8 protein-coding genes are annotated in these 17071 nt (G+C 74.2%); 3 read left to right on the forward strand and 5 right to left on the reverse strand.

Features of this window, described 5'->3' with window-relative positions:
• Positions 1-121: 121 nt before the first annotated feature.
• The 3 genes from ACFV61_RS11965 to ACFV61_RS11975 form a co-directional block, all read right to left on the reverse strand.
• Positions 122-1651 (reverse strand): glycosyltransferase family 39 protein, encoded by a 1530-nt coding sequence (locus tag ACFV61_RS11965; RefSeq protein WP_244293472.1) that lies wholly within the window; start codon positions 1649-1651, stop codon positions 122-124.
• A gap of 137 nt (positions 1652-1788) precedes the next feature.
• Positions 1789-3696 (reverse strand): 1-deoxy-D-xylulose-5-phosphate synthase, encoded by a 1908-nt coding sequence (gene dxs, locus ACFV61_RS11970; protein ID WP_363368836.1) that lies wholly within the window; start codon positions 3694-3696, stop codon positions 1789-1791.
• A 245-nt stretch (positions 3697-3941) separates the two neighbouring features.
• Entirely contained in the window at positions 3942-5120 is a 1179-nt protein-coding gene (locus tag ACFV61_RS11975; protein WP_063349467.1) for an ROK family transcriptional regulator, read from the reverse strand.
• A gap of 394 nt (positions 5121-5514) precedes the next feature.
• Between ACFV61_RS11975 and ACFV61_RS11980 the strand changes: the two genes are divergently transcribed.
• Positions 5515-7230, forward strand: coding sequence for a PQQ-binding-like beta-propeller repeat protein (locus ACFV61_RS11980; RefSeq protein WP_380491387.1), 1716 nt, complete (start codon positions 5515-5517; stop codon positions 7228-7230).
• A 165-nt stretch (positions 7231-7395) separates the two neighbouring features.
• Positions 7396-9978: an aminopeptidase N gene (gene pepN, locus ACFV61_RS11985; RefSeq protein WP_380427119.1), complete on the forward strand. Its 2583-nt coding sequence runs from the start codon at positions 7396-7398 to the stop codon at positions 9976-9978.
• A gap of 164 nt (positions 9979-10142) precedes the next feature.
• Here pepN and ACFV61_RS11990 read toward each other — a convergent pair whose 3' ends face one another.
• A complete protein-coding gene (locus ACFV61_RS11990) occupies positions 10143-10376 on the reverse strand; it encodes a hypothetical protein (RefSeq protein ID WP_079135908.1) in 234 nt (77 codons plus the stop codon).
• Positions 10377-10508: 132 nt separating this feature from the next.
• Positions 10509-12596 (reverse strand): 4-alpha-glucanotransferase, encoded by a 2088-nt coding sequence (malQ, locus tag ACFV61_RS11995; RefSeq protein WP_380427123.1) that lies wholly within the window; start codon positions 12594-12596, stop codon positions 10509-10511.
• Positions 12597-12891: 295 nt separating this feature from the next.
• Here malQ and ACFV61_RS12000 point away from each other — a divergent pair, with 295 nt between their 5' ends.
• Positions 12892-16944 carry a beta-N-acetylglucosaminidase domain-containing protein gene (locus ACFV61_RS12000; protein WP_380491389.1) on the forward strand — a complete coding sequence of 1351 codons (4053 nt, stop codon included), beginning with the start codon at positions 12892-12894 and terminating at the stop codon, positions 16942-16944.
• Positions 16945-17071 lie beyond the last annotated feature (127 nt).

Raw genomic sequence — 17071 nt, forward strand, 5'->3', positions numbered from 1 at the left:
CGCTCGAGCCCCGCCCCGCGGCGGGGCGGGGGCCCCGCACCCCCGCCCCCCACCCGCACGCGGCGGCCGGGGGGGGCCGCGCGCCCGCCGCCGGGGCTCCGGCGTGTGCGGGGGGGGGTGGTCAGCTCTTCTTGAGGCGGTAGACCACGGTGTCGGCGAAGACGCCGACCATCTCGTAGTGGGTGTCCAGCAGGTTCTCGATCCGCGGGACCAGCACCGGCTGGTACGGGGCGATGCCGGAGTCGTCCACCACGACCTCGGGCAGGTTGTCGGCGAGCTCCTTGTCGAAGGTCTGCCAGGCGTTGCTGACGCTGAACTGCTCGCCCACGTTGGCGTTGCCGTCCTTGCCGCCGCTGTAGTTGGTCAGGAAGCCGGCGGTCAGGTAGCGGGTGGCGGGCTTGCGGTCGGCCAGCCAGTACAGCTCGGGGTGCATGCCCCAGACCAGCACGGTGTCCTTGGGGGTGGTCTGGGCGGCGACCGCGGTGGCGACCTCGGTGGTGCGGTTGAGCCGCTCCCCCGGCCAGGCCAGGGCCAGCGCCCAGAAGACCGTCGAGGCGACCGTGGTGTACACCAGGACGGGCTTCCAGCGGACCGCCGAGGTGGCTACCGCCCCGGTGCCCAGCAGCACCAGCGGGGGGATCAGCTGAAGGTAGTAGTGGCCGAAGAAGTGGAAGCCCACGCTGACCGCGACGACCGAGGACGCCAGCCAGACCCATAGGTCCCCGGTGGAGCCGTGCTCCTCCCCGGCGACGGGCAGCGGCCGGTGGCGGTGCTTGAGCCAGAGCCGGCGCCCGACCGGGAGCAGGAAGCCCAGCCCGGCCGCGACCAGGATGGCCGAGTTGCCGAGCGCGCGGCCGATCATCTGGAGCCAGGCGCCGCCGAAGGAGGCGTAGTCCCCGCTGCCGGTGACCACCCAGAACAGGAAGCCCTTGGGCTTGGTCAGGATGACCGCGACCAGCGCTATCGGCAGGATGAAGCCGAAGCCGATCTTGAACAGGGCGGGCGGCCAGCGCACCCCGCGCCGGCGGGCGTCCTGGAACAGCATCCAGAGCACCGGTAGCAGCACCGCGCCGCCGGTCTGCTTGGTCAGCGAGCAGAGCGCCACCGCGATGCCCGCGGCCAGCCAGCGGCGGCGCTCGGCGTACCGGAACGCGGCCACCATGGCGGGCAGCATGAAGACCTCGAAGGTCGCCGCCTGGGTGTCCTCCGGGGAGAGCCCGATGGAGACCAGCAGGTAGAGCAGTCCCGCGCCGGCCCCGGCCCGGTTGCCCCAGCGGCCGCGGGCGATGGACGCCAGCAGGATCGCGGTGACCAGGTGGGCGCCCACCGCCAGGGTGCGCAGCGGCCACAGCGAGGCGGAGCCGAAGATCGTGAAGCAGGCCTGGTAGAGCCAGGGGAGCAACGGCGGCTTGCGGTCCACCACGGTGTCGTACAGCACTCCGCCGTCGGCCAGCATCCGGGCCTGGGTGGCCAGGAACCCCTCGTCGGGGCTCCAGACGGGCCGGGCGAAGGACGGGATGTGGGTGAGCAGCGCGACCAGCGCGAGCACCGGCACCAGCCTCGTCCAGTACCCGGTCTGCACATGGGTACGGACGCGCTCGGGCAGGCGCTCGGCCAGTCCGGCGAGGCGGAAGCGGGTGGGGGTGGGCACGGATGACAACCTACCGGGCGGGATCGGCGCGGGCGGCGCCGGTCCCGCCTTTCGGTGCGATTGTCAGCTTGTTTCGTGACGAACTGTTACGGAGTTACGACGAACAGTCGTCGGTGGAACGCGTTCCGGGCCCGTTCTCAGGCCTCGACCCGAGCCGCGTCCAGGCTGGCGACCAGGGCCGTCACCTTTCGGGCGATGTCCGGGGCGTTCAGGCCGATCTCGGCCAGGATCTCGTTCCGGCTCGCGTGGTCCAGGAACTCCTGCGGAATCCCGAAGTCGCGCACCGGCAGATCCACGTCCGCGTCGCGCAGCGCCTGCGCCACCGCGGCGCCGACACCGCCCACCCGGCCGTTGTCCTCGATCGTGACGACCACCCGGTGCTCGGCCGCCAGGCCCGGCAGGGCGGCGTCCACCGGCTTGACCCAGCGCGGGTCCACCACGGTGGCGGTGATGCCCTGGGCGGCCAGCAGGTCCGCGACCTCCAGGCTGGTGGCGGCCATCGCGCCGACCGAGACGACCAGCACGTCCGCGCGGTGCGTGCCGCCCGGCTCCTCGGCGGCGCGCAGCACGTCCATGCCGCCGATCCGGCCGACCGCCGGGACGGCCGGGCCGACGGTGCCCTTGGAGTAGCGGACCACGGTCGGGGCGTCCTTGACCTCGACGGCCTCGCGCAGCTGGGCGCGGACCTGGTCGGCGTCGCGCGGGGCGGCCAGCCGCAGGGTCGGGACGATCTGCAGCATCGACATGTCCCACATGCCGTTGTGCGAGGCGCCGTCGTCGCCGGTGACGCCGGCCCGGTCGAGCACGAAGGTGACGCCCAGCTTGTGCAGGGCGACGTCCATCAGGACCTGGTCGAAGGCCCGGTTCAGGAAGGTCGCGTAGACCGCGAAGACCGGGTGCAGCCCGTTGGTGGCCAGGCCGGCGGCGCTGGTGACGGCGTGCTGCTCGGCGATGCCGACGTCGAAGATGCGGTCCGGGAAGGCCTCGGCGAAGGGCGCGAGGCCGACCGGGTGGAGCATGGCGGCGGTGATGCCGACGATGTCGTCCCGCTCGTGGCCGAGCGCGACCATCTCCTCGGCGAAGACCGAGGTCCAGCTCCGGCCGCCGGCGTTCTGGATCGGCAGGCCGGTCTCCGGGTGGATCTTGCCGACCGCGTGGAAGCGGTCCTCGTCGTTGTTCTCCGCGGCGTGGTAGCCGCGGCCCTTCTCGGTGAGGCAGTGCACGATCACCGGGCCGCCGAAGCCGCGCGCCTTGGTCAGCGCGGACTCCAGGGCGGTCAGGTCGTGGCCGTCGATCGGGCCGATGTACTTGATGCCGAGGTCCTCGAACATGCCCTGCGGGGCGATGAAGTCCTTGAGGCCCTTCTTGGCGCCGTGCAGCGTCTCGAACAGCTGCTGGCCGACCACCGGGGTGCGCTGCAGCGCGTCCTTGCCCCAGGAGAGGAAGCGCTCGTAGCCCTGGGTGGTGCGCAGGGTGGCGAGGTGGTTGGCCAGGCCGCCGATGGTCGGCGAGTAGGAGCGCTCGTTGTCGTTGACGACGATGACCAGCGGGCGGTCCTTGGCGTCGGCGATGTTGTTGAGCGCCTCCCAGGCCATGCCGCCGGTGAGCGCGCCGTCGCCGATGACCGCGACGACCGGGTCCGGCTTGCCGAGGATCTTGTTGGCCTTGGCCAGGCCGTCGGCGTAGGAGAGCACGGTGGAGGCGTGCGAGTTCTCGATCACGTCGTGCTCGGACTCGGCGCGGGACGGGTAGCCGGACAGGCCGCCCTTCATCCGCAGCATCGAGAAGTCCTGGCGGCCGGTGAGCAGCTTGTGGACGTAGCTCTGGTGGCCGGTGTCGAAGAGGATGCGGTCGCGCGGCGAGTCGAAGACCCGGTGCAGCGCGATGGTGAGCTCCACCACGCCGAGGTTGGGGCCGAGGTGGCCGCCCGTCTTGGCGACCTCGGTCACCAGGAAGGTCCGGATCTCCTGGGCCAGTGCGGCCAGCTGTCCCGGCGTGAGCCGGTCGAGATCACGCGGTCCCCGAATGCGGGTCAGCAGGGCCACCCGTTCCTCCTCGTTCAGTGTTCGCGGACCGCGGGCGGTCCGACGGGCGTCGCTGCCCGGTCTGGCGGCGGGCCGGCGGTCGCGGCCGGTGCCGACCGGTCGAGTCTAATGTCCGCTTGCCGGACACCGAGCGGCGCGGCCGGTGCCACCGACCCGTTACCGCCATTCCCGGAGGTCGGCCCGGGGGTCGCGCGTCACCCTGGATTGACGAATGAATGTTCGGGCGCGATCCGGGCCGCGGCGGCTCAGCCGCGCCCCAGCGCCCCGGACTCCCCCATCTCACTCATCACCAGCGCCAGCGCGCCGAGCACCTCGGCCCGGCCGCCCAGCGTGCCGGGGACCACCGAGAGCTGGCGGGCGGCGCTCGGGATGGCGTAACGGGCCACCGAGTCGCGGATCGGGGAGAGCACCAGCTCACCGGCCTCGGCGAGGTCGCCACCGAGGATCACCCGGCGCGGGTTGAGCAGGTTGCACAGGGTGGCGACGCCGGTGCCGATCTGCCGGCCGGCGTCGGCGATCACCCGACGGCAGCCGAGGTCACCCTGATGGGCCAGCTCGACCACCCGGGGCAGGGTGAGGTCCGGCCCGAGGGTCGGGGTCAGCAGGGAGAGCAGGTAGCGGGAGCCCACGAAGGTCTCCAGGCAGCCGCGGTTGCCGCAGCGGCAGACCGGCCCGGCCTCGTCCAGGGTGATGTGCCCGATCTCACCGGCGGTGCCGCCCGGCCCGCGGTAGATCTGGCCGTTGACCACCAGTCCGGCGCCGACCCCGCTGGCGACCTTGATGTACGCGAGGTCGCTCAGCCCCCGCCCGGCCCCCCAGACCAGTTCGCCGAGCGCGCCCAGGTTGGCGTCGTTGTCCACGTGCACCGGCATGCCGAGCCGCTCGGCCAGCTCCCGGCCCGGGGCGATGCCCGTCCAGCCGGGCAGGATCGCGGTGGAGCCCAGCGCGCCGGTCTCCACGTCGATCGGGCCGGGCACGCCGAGGCCCACGCCGATCACCTTCTCCGGACGGAACCCGGCCTGCCGGAGCAGCCGTTCCACCATCGCCTCGGCCCGGTCGAAGCCCTGCGCGGCGGAGACGTCCACGTCGATCGGGGCGCTCTCCTCGGCGAGCACCCGGTGCGCGAGGTTGCCGACCGCGACCCGCAGGTGGGTGTGGCCGAAGTCGATGCCCACCACGATGCCCGCGTCCCCGCTGAGCGAGACGCTGCGCGCCCGCCGGCCGCCGGAGGAGGTGTCGGCGACCACGACGGTGCCGCTCTCCTTCAACTCCCGCACGATGTTGGAGACGGTGGCCGCGGACAGGCCGGTGCCGCGGGCGATCTCGGCCTGGGTCAGCGAACCGGCCGTCCGCACCGCGCGCAGCACCCGCTCCAGGTTCGCCCGGTGCAAGGACGACTGCGAGCCCGGTGTGTCCGTCGACATGATCCACCCTCCCAGGGCGGGGACCCCTCCGCCGGACGTCCCCTTCAACTCCTGAAGGGTAGGGCCTGTGCCGTGGATCGGCGCGGATCGGACCTGGGCGGTACGACGGGGGCCGGTGGCGGCGGGCCCGGAAGCGGCGGGGGAACGGACGGAAACGGGCCTGCGGAGTCCTGGGTTCGACCGAAAAACACCCGCCACTAGCATGGTGCCCTATCTCACGCGTCCCCCCGGACCGCGGGGCGGTATCGGCAGGGGGACGCTTCCAGGAATGACGGGGAATCAGATGGCAGGGGATCACCCTACGCCGGGGGCAGGCGAAGCGTCGGGCAGCAGCCCGCAGGACAATCGGGGCGTCTCGTTCGGGCGCCCGCCCAACGGCGTGGACCCGGCCGCCGTGGCGGACCAGATGACACAACTCGACGGCGCGGCGATCCCGCGCCCGGCCTCGCCCGCCGGGCCGCCGCCGGCCCAGCCGCCGGCTCCGCCCGCGCAGCCGCCCGCCGCCGGTGCCGGTGCCGGTGCCGGCTACCAGCCGTACGCGCCGACCGCGGCCGCCTTCCCCAGCCAGGCTCCGCCGCCGCCGGCCGGTGCGCCGGTCGGCCCGTACGACCCGATGCCCGGTGGCGCCTACGGCGCGCCGGACGGCGGGCAGGCCTACGGCGCCGGCTACGGATACCCGCAGCAGCAGCCCGGGTACTACCCGGGCGCGCCGGTGCCCCCCGCGCCCAAGCAGCGCAACCCCGTGATGCTGTGGGGCGGGATCATCGGCGGCGTCCTGGCGATCGCCATCGTCGCCGGGCTGGTCGTGCTCCTCAAGGGCAACGACCCCGACCCCACGCCGAACGCCACCTCCGGCGGCACCACCACGTCCGGTGGCACCACCACCTCCGGAGGCACCGTCACCAACGCCCCGACCGCCGACGGCACCACCGGCAGCAGCACCGGCGGCAACACCGGCGGGGCCGGGTACAACATCGCCTGGAACGCCCCCAAGGCCGCCACCGGGGACAGCGGCTCGCAGCTGCTCGGCATCTGGGGCAGCGACAAGGTCGCGGTGCGCGCCGACAGCACCGGCATCCGGGCGTACAACACCTCCGACGGCAAGGAGGCCTGGAACATCCCGGTCCCGGCCGGCAGCAAGGAGGTGTGCACCGCCTCCTACTCGACCAACTCGAAGAACATCGCCGCCGTCTCCTTCAACACCGGTGACAGCGACTGCTCCACCATCGGCGCCGTCGACGTCAGCCAGGGCAAGCTGCTCTGGAGCGTCAAGGTCTCCACCGACCGGATGTCCTCGCCGACGCTCAGCGTCACCGACAAGGTGGTCGCCATCGGCGGCAACGTGGTCGGCGGCCTGAACATCGACAACGGCTCGGCGGCCTGGCAGTTCCAGCCGCGCGACAAGGACTGCAGCCTCTACGGCCGCGCGGCCGGCAGCCAGATCGCGGTCAGCGACCGCTGCTACGGCGGCTCCGGCCCGAAGTCGCAGCTGGTCGTCGTGGACGCCGACAGCGGCAAGGCCGCCAGCACGCCGATCACCCTCACCGGCAGCATCGAGCGGATCGACAAGGTCGTCCAGGACCAGCCGCTGGTGCTGCTGATGAGCAGCGGCCCCAACGGCGACTACATCCTGCCGTTCGACAAGAGCAACAAGCCCGGCAACCAGATGTCGGTCAAGGAGCCCGGCGCGGACAGCCTGCGGCTGTCCGGCCAGTCCGACGCCTACACCCAGAACGTGGTCAGCGGCACCACCCTGTACGCCCAGATCACCGGCGCCAAGTCGGCCGTCAACGCGTACGACCTGACCACCGGCAAGCGGATCTGGTCCGCCGCCAGCGCCACGTCCAGCCAGGACATCCGGCTGGTGTCCGGCACCGACAAGGACGGCAAGGTCCGCGCCATCGTCAGCCAGGGCTACAACAAGCCCGCCCGGCTGGTGACGCTCTCGCCGGCCGACGGCTCGATGACCGACATCGGCACCATGGCCATGCCCAACGGCCTGGACATCGGGATGAGCATGTCCGAGTACGTCCTCTCCAGCGACGGCAGCGCGGTGTACGCCTTCCGCCGCGGCAGCTCCGACGCGCCGCTGACCAAGTGGAAGAAGTGACGGCGGGGGGCTGAGCACTCCTCGAACGCGGGCCCTCGGGGCTCGTCCTGGCGGGGCGGGAACGGGCGATCTGTCCGGACCCGCCCCGCCTGTGATTATTCCGGGAGCCCGTCCGTTGGGTCATGGGAGGATTCGCCCCATCAGCCTGACGAAGGAGTGCAGCGAGTGCCCGGCACCAACCTGACCCGCGAGGAGGCCCGCACCCGGGCCGACCTCCTCCACGTGGACGCGTACGACATCGAGCTCGACCTGAGTTCGGCCCGCGAAGGAGGCACCTTCCGGTCCACCACCGTGGTCCGGTTCACGGCCACGACCCCCGGCGCGGACACGTTCATCGACCTCGTCGCGCCGAGCGTCGAGGAGATCACCCTCAACGGCGCGCCGCTCGACCCGGAGAGCTTCGCCGACAGCCGGATCCCGCTGCCGAACCTGGCCGCCGAGAACGAGCTGCGCGTCGTCGCCAACTGCGCCTACACCAACACCGGTGAGGGCCTGCACCGGTTCGTCGACCCGGTCGACGGCGAGACCTACCTGTACACCCAGTTCGAGGTGCCGGACGCCCGCCGCGTCTTCGCCTCCTTCGAACAGCCCGACCTGAAGGCCGCGTTCGCGTTCACCGTGACCGCCCCCACCGGCTGGGTCGTGGTCTCCAACTCGCCCACCCCGACCCCGGTCGGCGAGGGCGCCGCGCAGGTCTGGACGTTCGAGCCCACCGGCCGGATCTCCACCTACATCACCGCGCTCGTCGCCGGCCCGTACGTCGGGGTCTTCGACACCTACGAGAACGGCGACCAGAAGGTGCCGCTGGGCGTCTACTGCCGCCCCTCGCTGCGCGAGTTCCTGGACGCCGAGGACATCTTCGCCGTCACCAAGCAGGGCTTCGACTACTTCCAGGAGAAGTTCGACTTCCCCTACCCGTTCGCCAAGTACGACCAGCTGTTCGTCCCGGAGTTCAACGCCGGCGCGATGGAGAACGCGGGCGCCGTCACCCTGCGCGACCAGTACGTGTTCCGCTCCAAGGTCACCGACGCCGCCTACGAGGCCCGCGCGGCGACGATCCTGCACGAGCTCGCCCACATGTGGTTCGGCGACCTCGTCACCATGGAGTGGTGGAACGACCTCTGGCTCAACGAGTCCTTCGCCACCTTCGCCGAGGCCGTCTGCCAGGCCGAGGCCCCCGGCTCCAAGTGGCCGAACTCCTGGACCACGTTCGCCAACCAGATGAAGACCTGGGCCTACCGGCAGGACCAACTGCCCTCCACCCACCCCATCATGGCGGACATCAACGACCTGGAGGACGTCCAGGTCAACTTCGACGGCATCACCTACGCCAAGGGCGCCTCGGTGCTCAAGCAGCTGGTGGCGTACGTCGGCCAGGACGCCTTCTTCCAGGGCGTGCAGGCCTACTTCAAGCGCCACGCCTGGGGCAACACCCGGCTCACCGACCTGCTCGGGGCCCTGGAGGAGGCCAGCGGCCGCGACCTGCGGACCTGGTCCCAGGCCTGGCTGGAGACCGCCGGCATCAACGTGCTGCGGCCCGCCATCACCCTGAACACCGACGGCGAGATCGAGTCCTTCGCCGTCCTCCAGGAGGCCCCCGCGCTGCCCGCCGGCGCCAAGGGCGAGGCCGTGCTGCGCCCGCACCGCATCGCCATCGGCCTGTACGAGCTCGCCGACGGCGCGCTGGTGCGCACCGACCGGATCGAGCTCGACGTCGACGGCCCGCGCACCGAGGTGCCCGAGCTCGTCGGCCGGCACCGCCCGGCCGTCGTGCTGCTCAACGACGACGACCTCTCGTACGCCAAGATCCGGCTCGACGAGGACTCGATGGCCGTCGTCACCGAGCACCTCGGCGGCTTCACCGAGTCGCTGCCGCGCGCCCTGTGCTGGGCCTCCGCCTGGGACATGACCCGCGACGGCGAACTCGCCGCCCGCGACTACCTGGCGCTCGCCCTCTCCGGCATCGGGCGGGAGAGCGACATCGGCGTCGTGCAGTCCGTGCAGCGCCAGGTCCGGCTCGCCCTCGACGCCTACACCGACCCCGACTGGCGCGAGCAGGGCCTCGCCCAGTGGGCCGACGCCGCCGAGGAGCACCTGCGCTCCTCCGAGCCCGGCAGCGACCACCAGCTCTCCTGGGCCCGCACCCTCGCCTCCGTCGCCCGCACCGACGGGCAGCTCGGCCTGCTCGCCGGCCTGCTCGACGGCACCGCCGAGATCAAGGGCCTCGCCGTCGACACCGAGCTGCGCTGGACCCTGCTCACCCGGCTCTGCGCCACCGGGCGCGCCGACGAGGCCGCCGTGACGGCCGAGCTGGCCCGCGACAACACCGCGGCCGGCCAGGAGCACGCCGCCACCTGCCGCGCCGCCCGGCCCACCGCCGAGGCCAAGGCCGAGGCCTGGACCGCCGTCGTCGAGTCGGACACCCTCACCAACTACGTCCAGGAAGCGACCATCGCGGGCTTCCAGCAGTCCGACCAGCGCGAGCTGCTCGCGCCGTACGCGGCCAAGTACTTCGCCGCCGTCAAGGAGGTCTGGGAGACCCGCAGCCACGAGATCTCGCAGCAGATCATCGGCGGGCTGTACCCGGCGCTGCAGGTCACGCAGGCCACCGTGGACGCGACCGACGCGTGGCTGACCGAGGCCGAGCCGGCACCGGCGCTGCGGCGCCAGGTCGTCGAGGCCCGGGCCGGGATCGAGCGCGCGCTCAAGGCCCAGGCGGTCGACCGGGCGGCGGGCGCCGGCCGCTGACCTGCTGAGGCGCCCGTCGGGGCCCCGTCCGGGGTCCCTTCGGGCGCCGACGGGGCTCCGTTGGGGCGCCGTCGGGGCGCCGTCAAGGCGCTGGAACGCCTGAAGGGGCACCGGAGATCTCCGGTGCCCCTTCGGGGTCGTGCAGGTCCTGGTGGACGCGGTGGTTACTTCTTCTTGCCCTTGCCCTTGCCGTACGGCAGGCCCGCGAGGGCGGCGATGATCACGAAGGCGGCGATCGGGATCAGCACGTACAGGCCGATGGTCTGGCCGACGCTCAGGCCAGGACCCGGGTCGTCGCCGTCGTCCCTGGTGAGGGCCATGGCGGGCGACGACAGCAGCATCATCAGCGTGACCGTTGCGGAGACCGCGCCGGCTCGCAAAGCGTTCCTCTTGTCCACGTTTCCAACTTACCCGCCGCTTATGACCCCCCGCGCGTCGGGGTCGGCCTTCCGGAAGGGGGCCGTCCGCAGTGCCGGGGGCAGGCGGCGGGATCAGGTGCCGGGATCAGGTGCCGGGGTCGGACGGCGGGGTCAGACGGCGGGGTGGGCGCCGGGCGGGGCCAGCAGGTGGGCGAGCAGGCGGGCGGCCGGGGTGGCGGCCAGGCGGTCGAGGGTGACCGGGTCGCCGGCGCCGTCGGCGACCGGCAGGCGCCAGTTCGGGTACTGGTCCCAGGTGCCGGGCAGGTTCTGCGGGCGCGGATCGCCGACCAGGTCCGGCAGCCAGACCCCGACCAGCTCCGCCGGGGTCGCGCGCAGGAAGCGGTACAGCACCGGCATCGACAGCGGCTCGCCCGGCGCGAGCAGCCCCCGCGCGGTCAGCTCGGCCCGCCAGTCCGCCAGCTCGGCCACCGCCTCCTCCTGCTCCTCGCCCAGCGGACGGGCCAGCAGCCCGAGCCGGTGCCGCAGCTCGACGTGCTCGCCGGAGAGCCGGGCGGCGGTGCTCGGCAGGTCGTGGGTGGTGAGGGTGGCCAGACAGCCCGGGCGCCAGCGGTCCGGGGCGAGGATCTCCCCCGCCGCCTGCCAGTCCCGCTCGAACCAGAGCACGGAGGTGCCGAGGATCCCGCGCGCCGCCAGCTCCTCCCGGACGCCCGGCTCCACCGTGCCCAGGTCCTCGCCGATCACCGCCGTCCCGGCCCGGTGCGCCTCCAGGGCCAGCACGCCGAGCATCGCCTCGGCGTCGTAGCGCACGTACGCGCCCTCGGTCGGCGGGTGGCCGTCCGGCACCCACCAGAGCCGGAACAGGCCCATCACGTGGTCGATCCGGACCGCGCCCGCGTGCCGGGCCGCCGCGCGCAGCAGCTCCGCGTACGGGGTGTAGCCGGCCGCCGCCAGCGCGTCCGGGCGCCAGGGCGGCAGGCCCCAGTCCTGGCCGTGGGCGTTGAAGGCGTCCGGCGGGGCGCCGACGGAGATGCCGCCGGCCAGCACGTCCTGGAGCGCCCAGGCGTCCGCGCCGTCCGGGTGGACGCCGACGGCCAGGTCGTGGATCAGGCCCACCGGCATGCCGGCCTGCCGGGCCGCGCCCTGGGCCTCGGCGAGCTGCTGGTCGACCTGCCAGGCGAGCCAGCGGTGGAACTCGACCCGGTCGGCGAGCTCCCGGGAGGCGCGCCCCACCTGTGGGCCGTCCGGGTGACGCAGCCCCTTCGGCCAGCCGTGCCAGTCGGCGCCGTGCACCTCGGCGAGCGCGTTCCACAGTGCGTTCCGGCGCAGCCAGTCACCCTCGCGGCGCTGGTAGGCCTCGTACGCGGCCTGGCGGCCGGGGCCGCGCGGCACCTCGTGCAGCAGTTCCAGCGCCTCGCGCTTGAGCGCCCAGACGGCGTCCCGGTCGATCAGGCCGTCGTGCCCCAGCACCTCGTCGCGCAGCCGGGCGGCCCGGCGGCCCAGCTCCTCCGCCTCGGCGCGCTGGTCACCCGTCAGATAGGCGTACTCGGGGACGGCCTCGACCCGCAGGTGCACCGGATCGGCGAAGCGGCGGGAGGAGGGGCGGTAGGGGGACGGATCGGTGGGGGCGGCGGGGGCGGCGGACAGCGCCTGGTGCAGCGGGTTGATCTGGACGAAGCCCGCGCCGAGGCCGGCGCCCGCCCACCGGGCCAGCTCGGCGAGGTCGCCGAGGTCGCCCATGCCCCAGGAGCGGTCGGACAGGACGGAGTACAGCTGGGCGAGGAAGCCCCAGCTGTAGCCGGGCAGCGGGGGCAGCTTCTCCGGTGCGACGATCAGCGCCGCCTGGGCCTTGCCCTCGCCGCACTCCGCCCTGAGCGTGTGCCGCCCCAGCGGCAGGTCCGGCGGCAGCCAGTGCGAGTGGCCGCGCGGCAGCTCCCACACCCCGCCGTCCTCCAGCTCCACGTGCAGCCGCGCGTCGGCCGGCACGTCCAGTGCCGTCCGCCGCCCTTGACGGACCACCACGCAGGGCGGCAGCAACCGGGCCTGCTGCGCGGCCCGGTGACGCTCCAGCGCCTCGCGCGCCTGCTCCGGCGTCCCCGCCGCCACCCCCAGGGCCCCCAGCACCGCGACCAGCGTGCGCGCTCCCACGGTCACACCCCCCGGCCCGGGGTACCGGGTGTCCACCCCGTACGCCTGCGCCAGCGCCACCAGTTCGGGCGGTGGCGGCGGCGCGTCCTGCATCGGCACCCTCAGCCCGTCGGCTCCGTCACGGTCGAGATAAGCGGCCACTCGCGGCTCCTGCGATGTCTCGGCAACGCCTGGTCAGGACGACCACAGTCCTACCCGGGTGACGGCCCGACGACGCTGCGCGACACGACCGCGCGGTCGGATCGGCCTGGCGGCCGGGGGCTGCCGCGACCCCGGACCGAATGCTTGAACCGGGGCAGACCCGGCATAGCGGGCGGCCGCGTTGACACCAGGTTGGGTAGCTGGTGGGGTTGCGGCGATGTGGTCCAGGCCTGGCGAGGAGGCTCCTGTGGAAGCCCGAGTGTCCGTTGTGGCCGGGCGGCGGCTGCGGCAGCGGTTGGAGCGGAGTGCGGCGTTGCGGGAGGTGCTGTACCACCCGGCGGCGCTGGCGGCGCGGCGGGCCACGGCGCGGACGTGCCGTCAACTGGCTCCCAGGACGGCGGACCGGCTGATCGCCGGCCTCAAGGGGACGGAACCGCTGCTGGCGTCGGTGCGGGCGGAGCGGGCCCGGCGGGCGGCGGGGCGGCCGGGGCGGCGGACCCTGCAGATCGCGGCGGGGGTCGCGGCGGCGGCGGTGGTCGGCGGGCTGCTGGCCGGGCCGATGCCGTCGGCGGCGTACGCGGCGTCGGCGGGGCCGGACGTGGTGAGCAGCGCGCCGCAGACGCCGCTGGGGAGCATGACGAACCCGCAGGTGTTCCCGCGGCCGCAGGAGCAGACGGTGGCCGGCAAGCCGGTCGCGGTGCCGGCCGCGGTGACGCTGGTGCCGGCGCCGGACGCGGACCTCGGGGCGTTGGACGCCGTCCGGGAGGTGCTGGAGGTCGCCGGGGCGACGACCGTGACCCCGGAGCCGGACGCCGACGCGCCGGCCGCCGGGTCGCTGGTGGTGTACGTCGGCGGACCGGCCGAGGGCGCCGACGGCCGGACGGACCGGGCGCTGCGCGCGCTGTCCGCCGCGGCCGGCGGCAAGGACGGCGCCGCCCCCTCGACCGCGGGCATGCCGGCCGGCGGGTATGTGCTGTCGGTCGGTCAGCTGCCGGCCCAGGGCGGCGGGACGTACGGCGCGGTGGTGCTGGCGGGCACGGATGCGGTGGGCACCTTCTACGCCGCGCAGAGCCTGCGCCAGCTGCTCGCCGCCGTCCCGGCCGGGCAGGGGCAGGCGCCGGGCGTCGCCGGGCTGGGCCTGCCCGGGATCACGCTGCGGGACTGGCCGAGCGGCGCGCCGGTGCGCGGCACCGCGGAGGCGTTCTACGGCAGCCCGTGGACGGCGCAGCAGCGGCTCGACCAGGTGGACTTCCTCGGCCGCTCCAAGCAGAACTTCTACCTCTACGCCCCCGGTGACGACCCGTTCCGGCTCTCCCGCTGGCGCGACGCCTACCCCGCCGCCCAGGCCGACGAGCTGCGCCAACTGGGCGGCCTGGCCCGGCGCGACCACGTCACGCTCGGCTACGCGATCGACCCGGGGCAGTCGCTCTGCTTCAGCTCCGGCAAGGACGTGGACGCGCTGGTGGCCAAGCTGGACGGGCTGCGCAAGCTCGGCTTCACCGCCTTCCAGCTCCAGTTCCTGGACGTCAGCTACGACGAGTGGCACTGCGGCGACGACCGCGACACGTACGGCACCGGCCCGGCCGCGGCCGCCAAGGCGCAGGCCGCGCTGGTGACCAAGGTGCGGGACCGGCTGATCGCGCGCAACCCGGGCCTGGCGCCGCTGTCCGTCGTGCCCACCGAATACCACAAGCAGGGCGTCACGCCGTACCGCAAGGCGCTGGCCGCGGCGCTGCCGGACGGCGTGCAGGTGGCCTGGAGCGGGGGCGGGGTGATCCCGGAGAAGATCACCGGCGCCCAGGCCGCCGAGACCGGCGACCTGTACGGCCACCCGCTGGTCACCATGGACAACTACCCGGTCAACGACGCCAGCCCGGACCGGCTCTTCCTCGGCGCCTACACCGGGCGCGAACCGGAGGTGGCCACCCGCTCGGCGGTGATGCTCACCGGTGCCATGCAGCAGCCGGTGGCCTCCCGGATCGCCCTCGCCACGGCCGGCGACTTCGCCTGGAACCCGGCCGGCTACCGGCCGGAGGACTCCTGGCAGGCCGCGGTGCGCTCGCTCGCCGGCCCGACCGGCGCCGGCAGCACGCCCGCCGGCACCGCCCTGTCCGCAGTCACCGCGCTGGCCGGCAACAGCTCCTCCTCGCCGCTGTCCAAGCAGGAGTCCGGCTACCTGACGCCGCTGCTCGACCGGTTCTGGGCCGCCGCCGAGCCCACCTCGGGCACCGCGTCGGACCTCGCCAAGCTGATAGAGGCCGCCGCGCCCCTGCGGGACGCCTTCGCCGCGATGGCCACCGCCCAGCAGACCCTCGCCGGCACCCAGGCCACCGCCCAGCTCGCCGCCGAGGCCGCGCCCTGGCTCGCCCCGCTGCACGACTACGGGCTGGCCGGACAGTCCGCGCTGGACATGCTGCTGGCCCAGCACGGCGGCGACGGCGCGGCCGCCTGGAAGGCCCGGGTGGAGCTCAACCGGCTGCGCGAGCAGCTCGCGCAGAGCCCGGCCACGATCGGCGCGGACGTGCTCGCCCCGTTCCTGGAGCGGGCCGTCCAGGCCGCCGACAACTGGGCCGGGGTGGCCGGCGGCGGGATCACCCCGACCACCACCATGGGCACCGCGCACGACCACCTGCCCGCGCTGATGACCGACGGCGTGGCCGACACGTTCTACTGGAGCTCCGCTCCCCCGCAGCCCGGCGACGCGGTCGGCGTCGACCTCGGCGGCGGGCGCCCGGTCGGCGCCGTCACCGTGCTGATGGGCTCCTGGGGCAACGGGCCGGACGGCCGGAGCGCGGTCGACGACTACCTCCACGACGGCGTGCTGGAGTACAGCACCGGCGAGGGCGGCTGGAAGCAGCTCGCCGTGGTCAAGAACCAGAAGTCGGTCAGCGCCAAGCTGCCGGCCGGCCCGGTGGTGCGGGCCGTGCGGCTGCGGGCCACCGCCGCCCAGAAGACCGCCGTCGCGGTGCGCGAGTTCACCGTCACCGCGCCCGACGACGCCCCCGCCAGCGTCACCGGCGGCCCCACCGCACTGCCCGGCTCCTCGGCGTCCGCGGTGCTGGACGGCAACCCGGACACCGCGTACCGGGCCGCCAAGCCGCCCACCGCGCAGGACGAGCCGCTCACCGTCGAACTGGGCGCCGCCCGCCCGCTCGACCGGCTCACCGTGCTCACCGACCCGGGCGTGCACGCCACCGCCACCGTCTCGGTGCGCCGCTCGGACGGCGGCTGGACGGACATCGGCACCGTGCAGCCCGGCTACAACGAGCTGCCGGCCGGCGGGCAGGCCGCCGACGCGTTCCGGCTGACCTGGAAGCCGGGCGGCGACCCGCCGGTGGTCAACCAGGTGATCCCCTGGTACGCGGACGTCCCGGCGGCCCGGCTCAGCCTGTCCGACCCGACCCTGGACGTGGTGACCGGCGCCGCCGCGCCCGCCCAGACCCGGGCCACCGTCGAGGCCGGCCGCCCCGAAGGGACCACCGGCGAGCTACGCACCGAGGTGCCGGCCGCGGCCAAGGGCCTGACCGTGACCCCGGCGGCCGGGGTGACCGTGCCGCGCGGCGGCCGCATCGGCGTGCCGCTGCTGGTCAGCGCCGATCCCGGGACGCCGTTCGGGACGTACCAGGTGCCGGTGCAGTTCGTGGCCGGCGCCACCACCGTGAAGCAGGTGCTCCAGGTGCACGTGGTGCCGCCGACCAGCGGTCCGGACCTGGCGCTCCACGCGAAGGCCACCTCCTCGGGCGACGAGACGCCGAACTTCCCCGCCTCGGCGGTCACCGACGGTGACCCGAAGACCCGCTGGTCCTCCCCCGCCAAGGACGACGCCTGGGTGCAGCTGGAACTGCCGCAGACGACCCACCTGGGCGCTGCGGTGCTGCACTGGCAGGCCGCGTACGCCGCCGCCTACCGGCTCCAGGTCTCGGCGGACGGCACCACCTGGACCGACGCGGCGACGGTGGACAACGGCAGGGGCGGCGACGAGACCGTGCGCTTCGACGCGCCGGGCGCCCGGTTCCTCCGGGTGCAGGGCGTGGCCCGGGCCAACAAGTACGGCTACTCGCTGTGGGGCGTCGAGCTGTACGCCGTCACCCCGCCCGCCCCGCCGCAGACGCCGACCGTCCCCCCGGCCCAGCCGGACGGCGGCGCCACCACCGCGCCCACCACCGCGCCCACGGCCCCGACCACGACCCCGACCGCTCCGAGCGCCCCGGCCACGCCCCCGGCGGGCGGGACTCCGGGCGGTACGACAGGCGGCACGACGGGCGGCACGACGGGCGGGACAGCGCCGCCGAAGAAGTAGTCGCCGCGCTCCCCACCGGACAACGCGGCGGGGGGGGGGCGGGGGCCCCCGGGGGGGGGCCCGCCGCGCGCCAGGAGACCAGGCGGCCAGACTTGGGGGCCCACAGAGCGGGGGCGGCGAGGATCAG

Source organism: Kitasatospora sp. NPDC059817 (assembly GCF_042731835.1).
Classification (GTDB): Bacteria; Actinomycetota; Actinomycetes; order Streptomycetales; family Streptomycetaceae; genus Kitasatospora.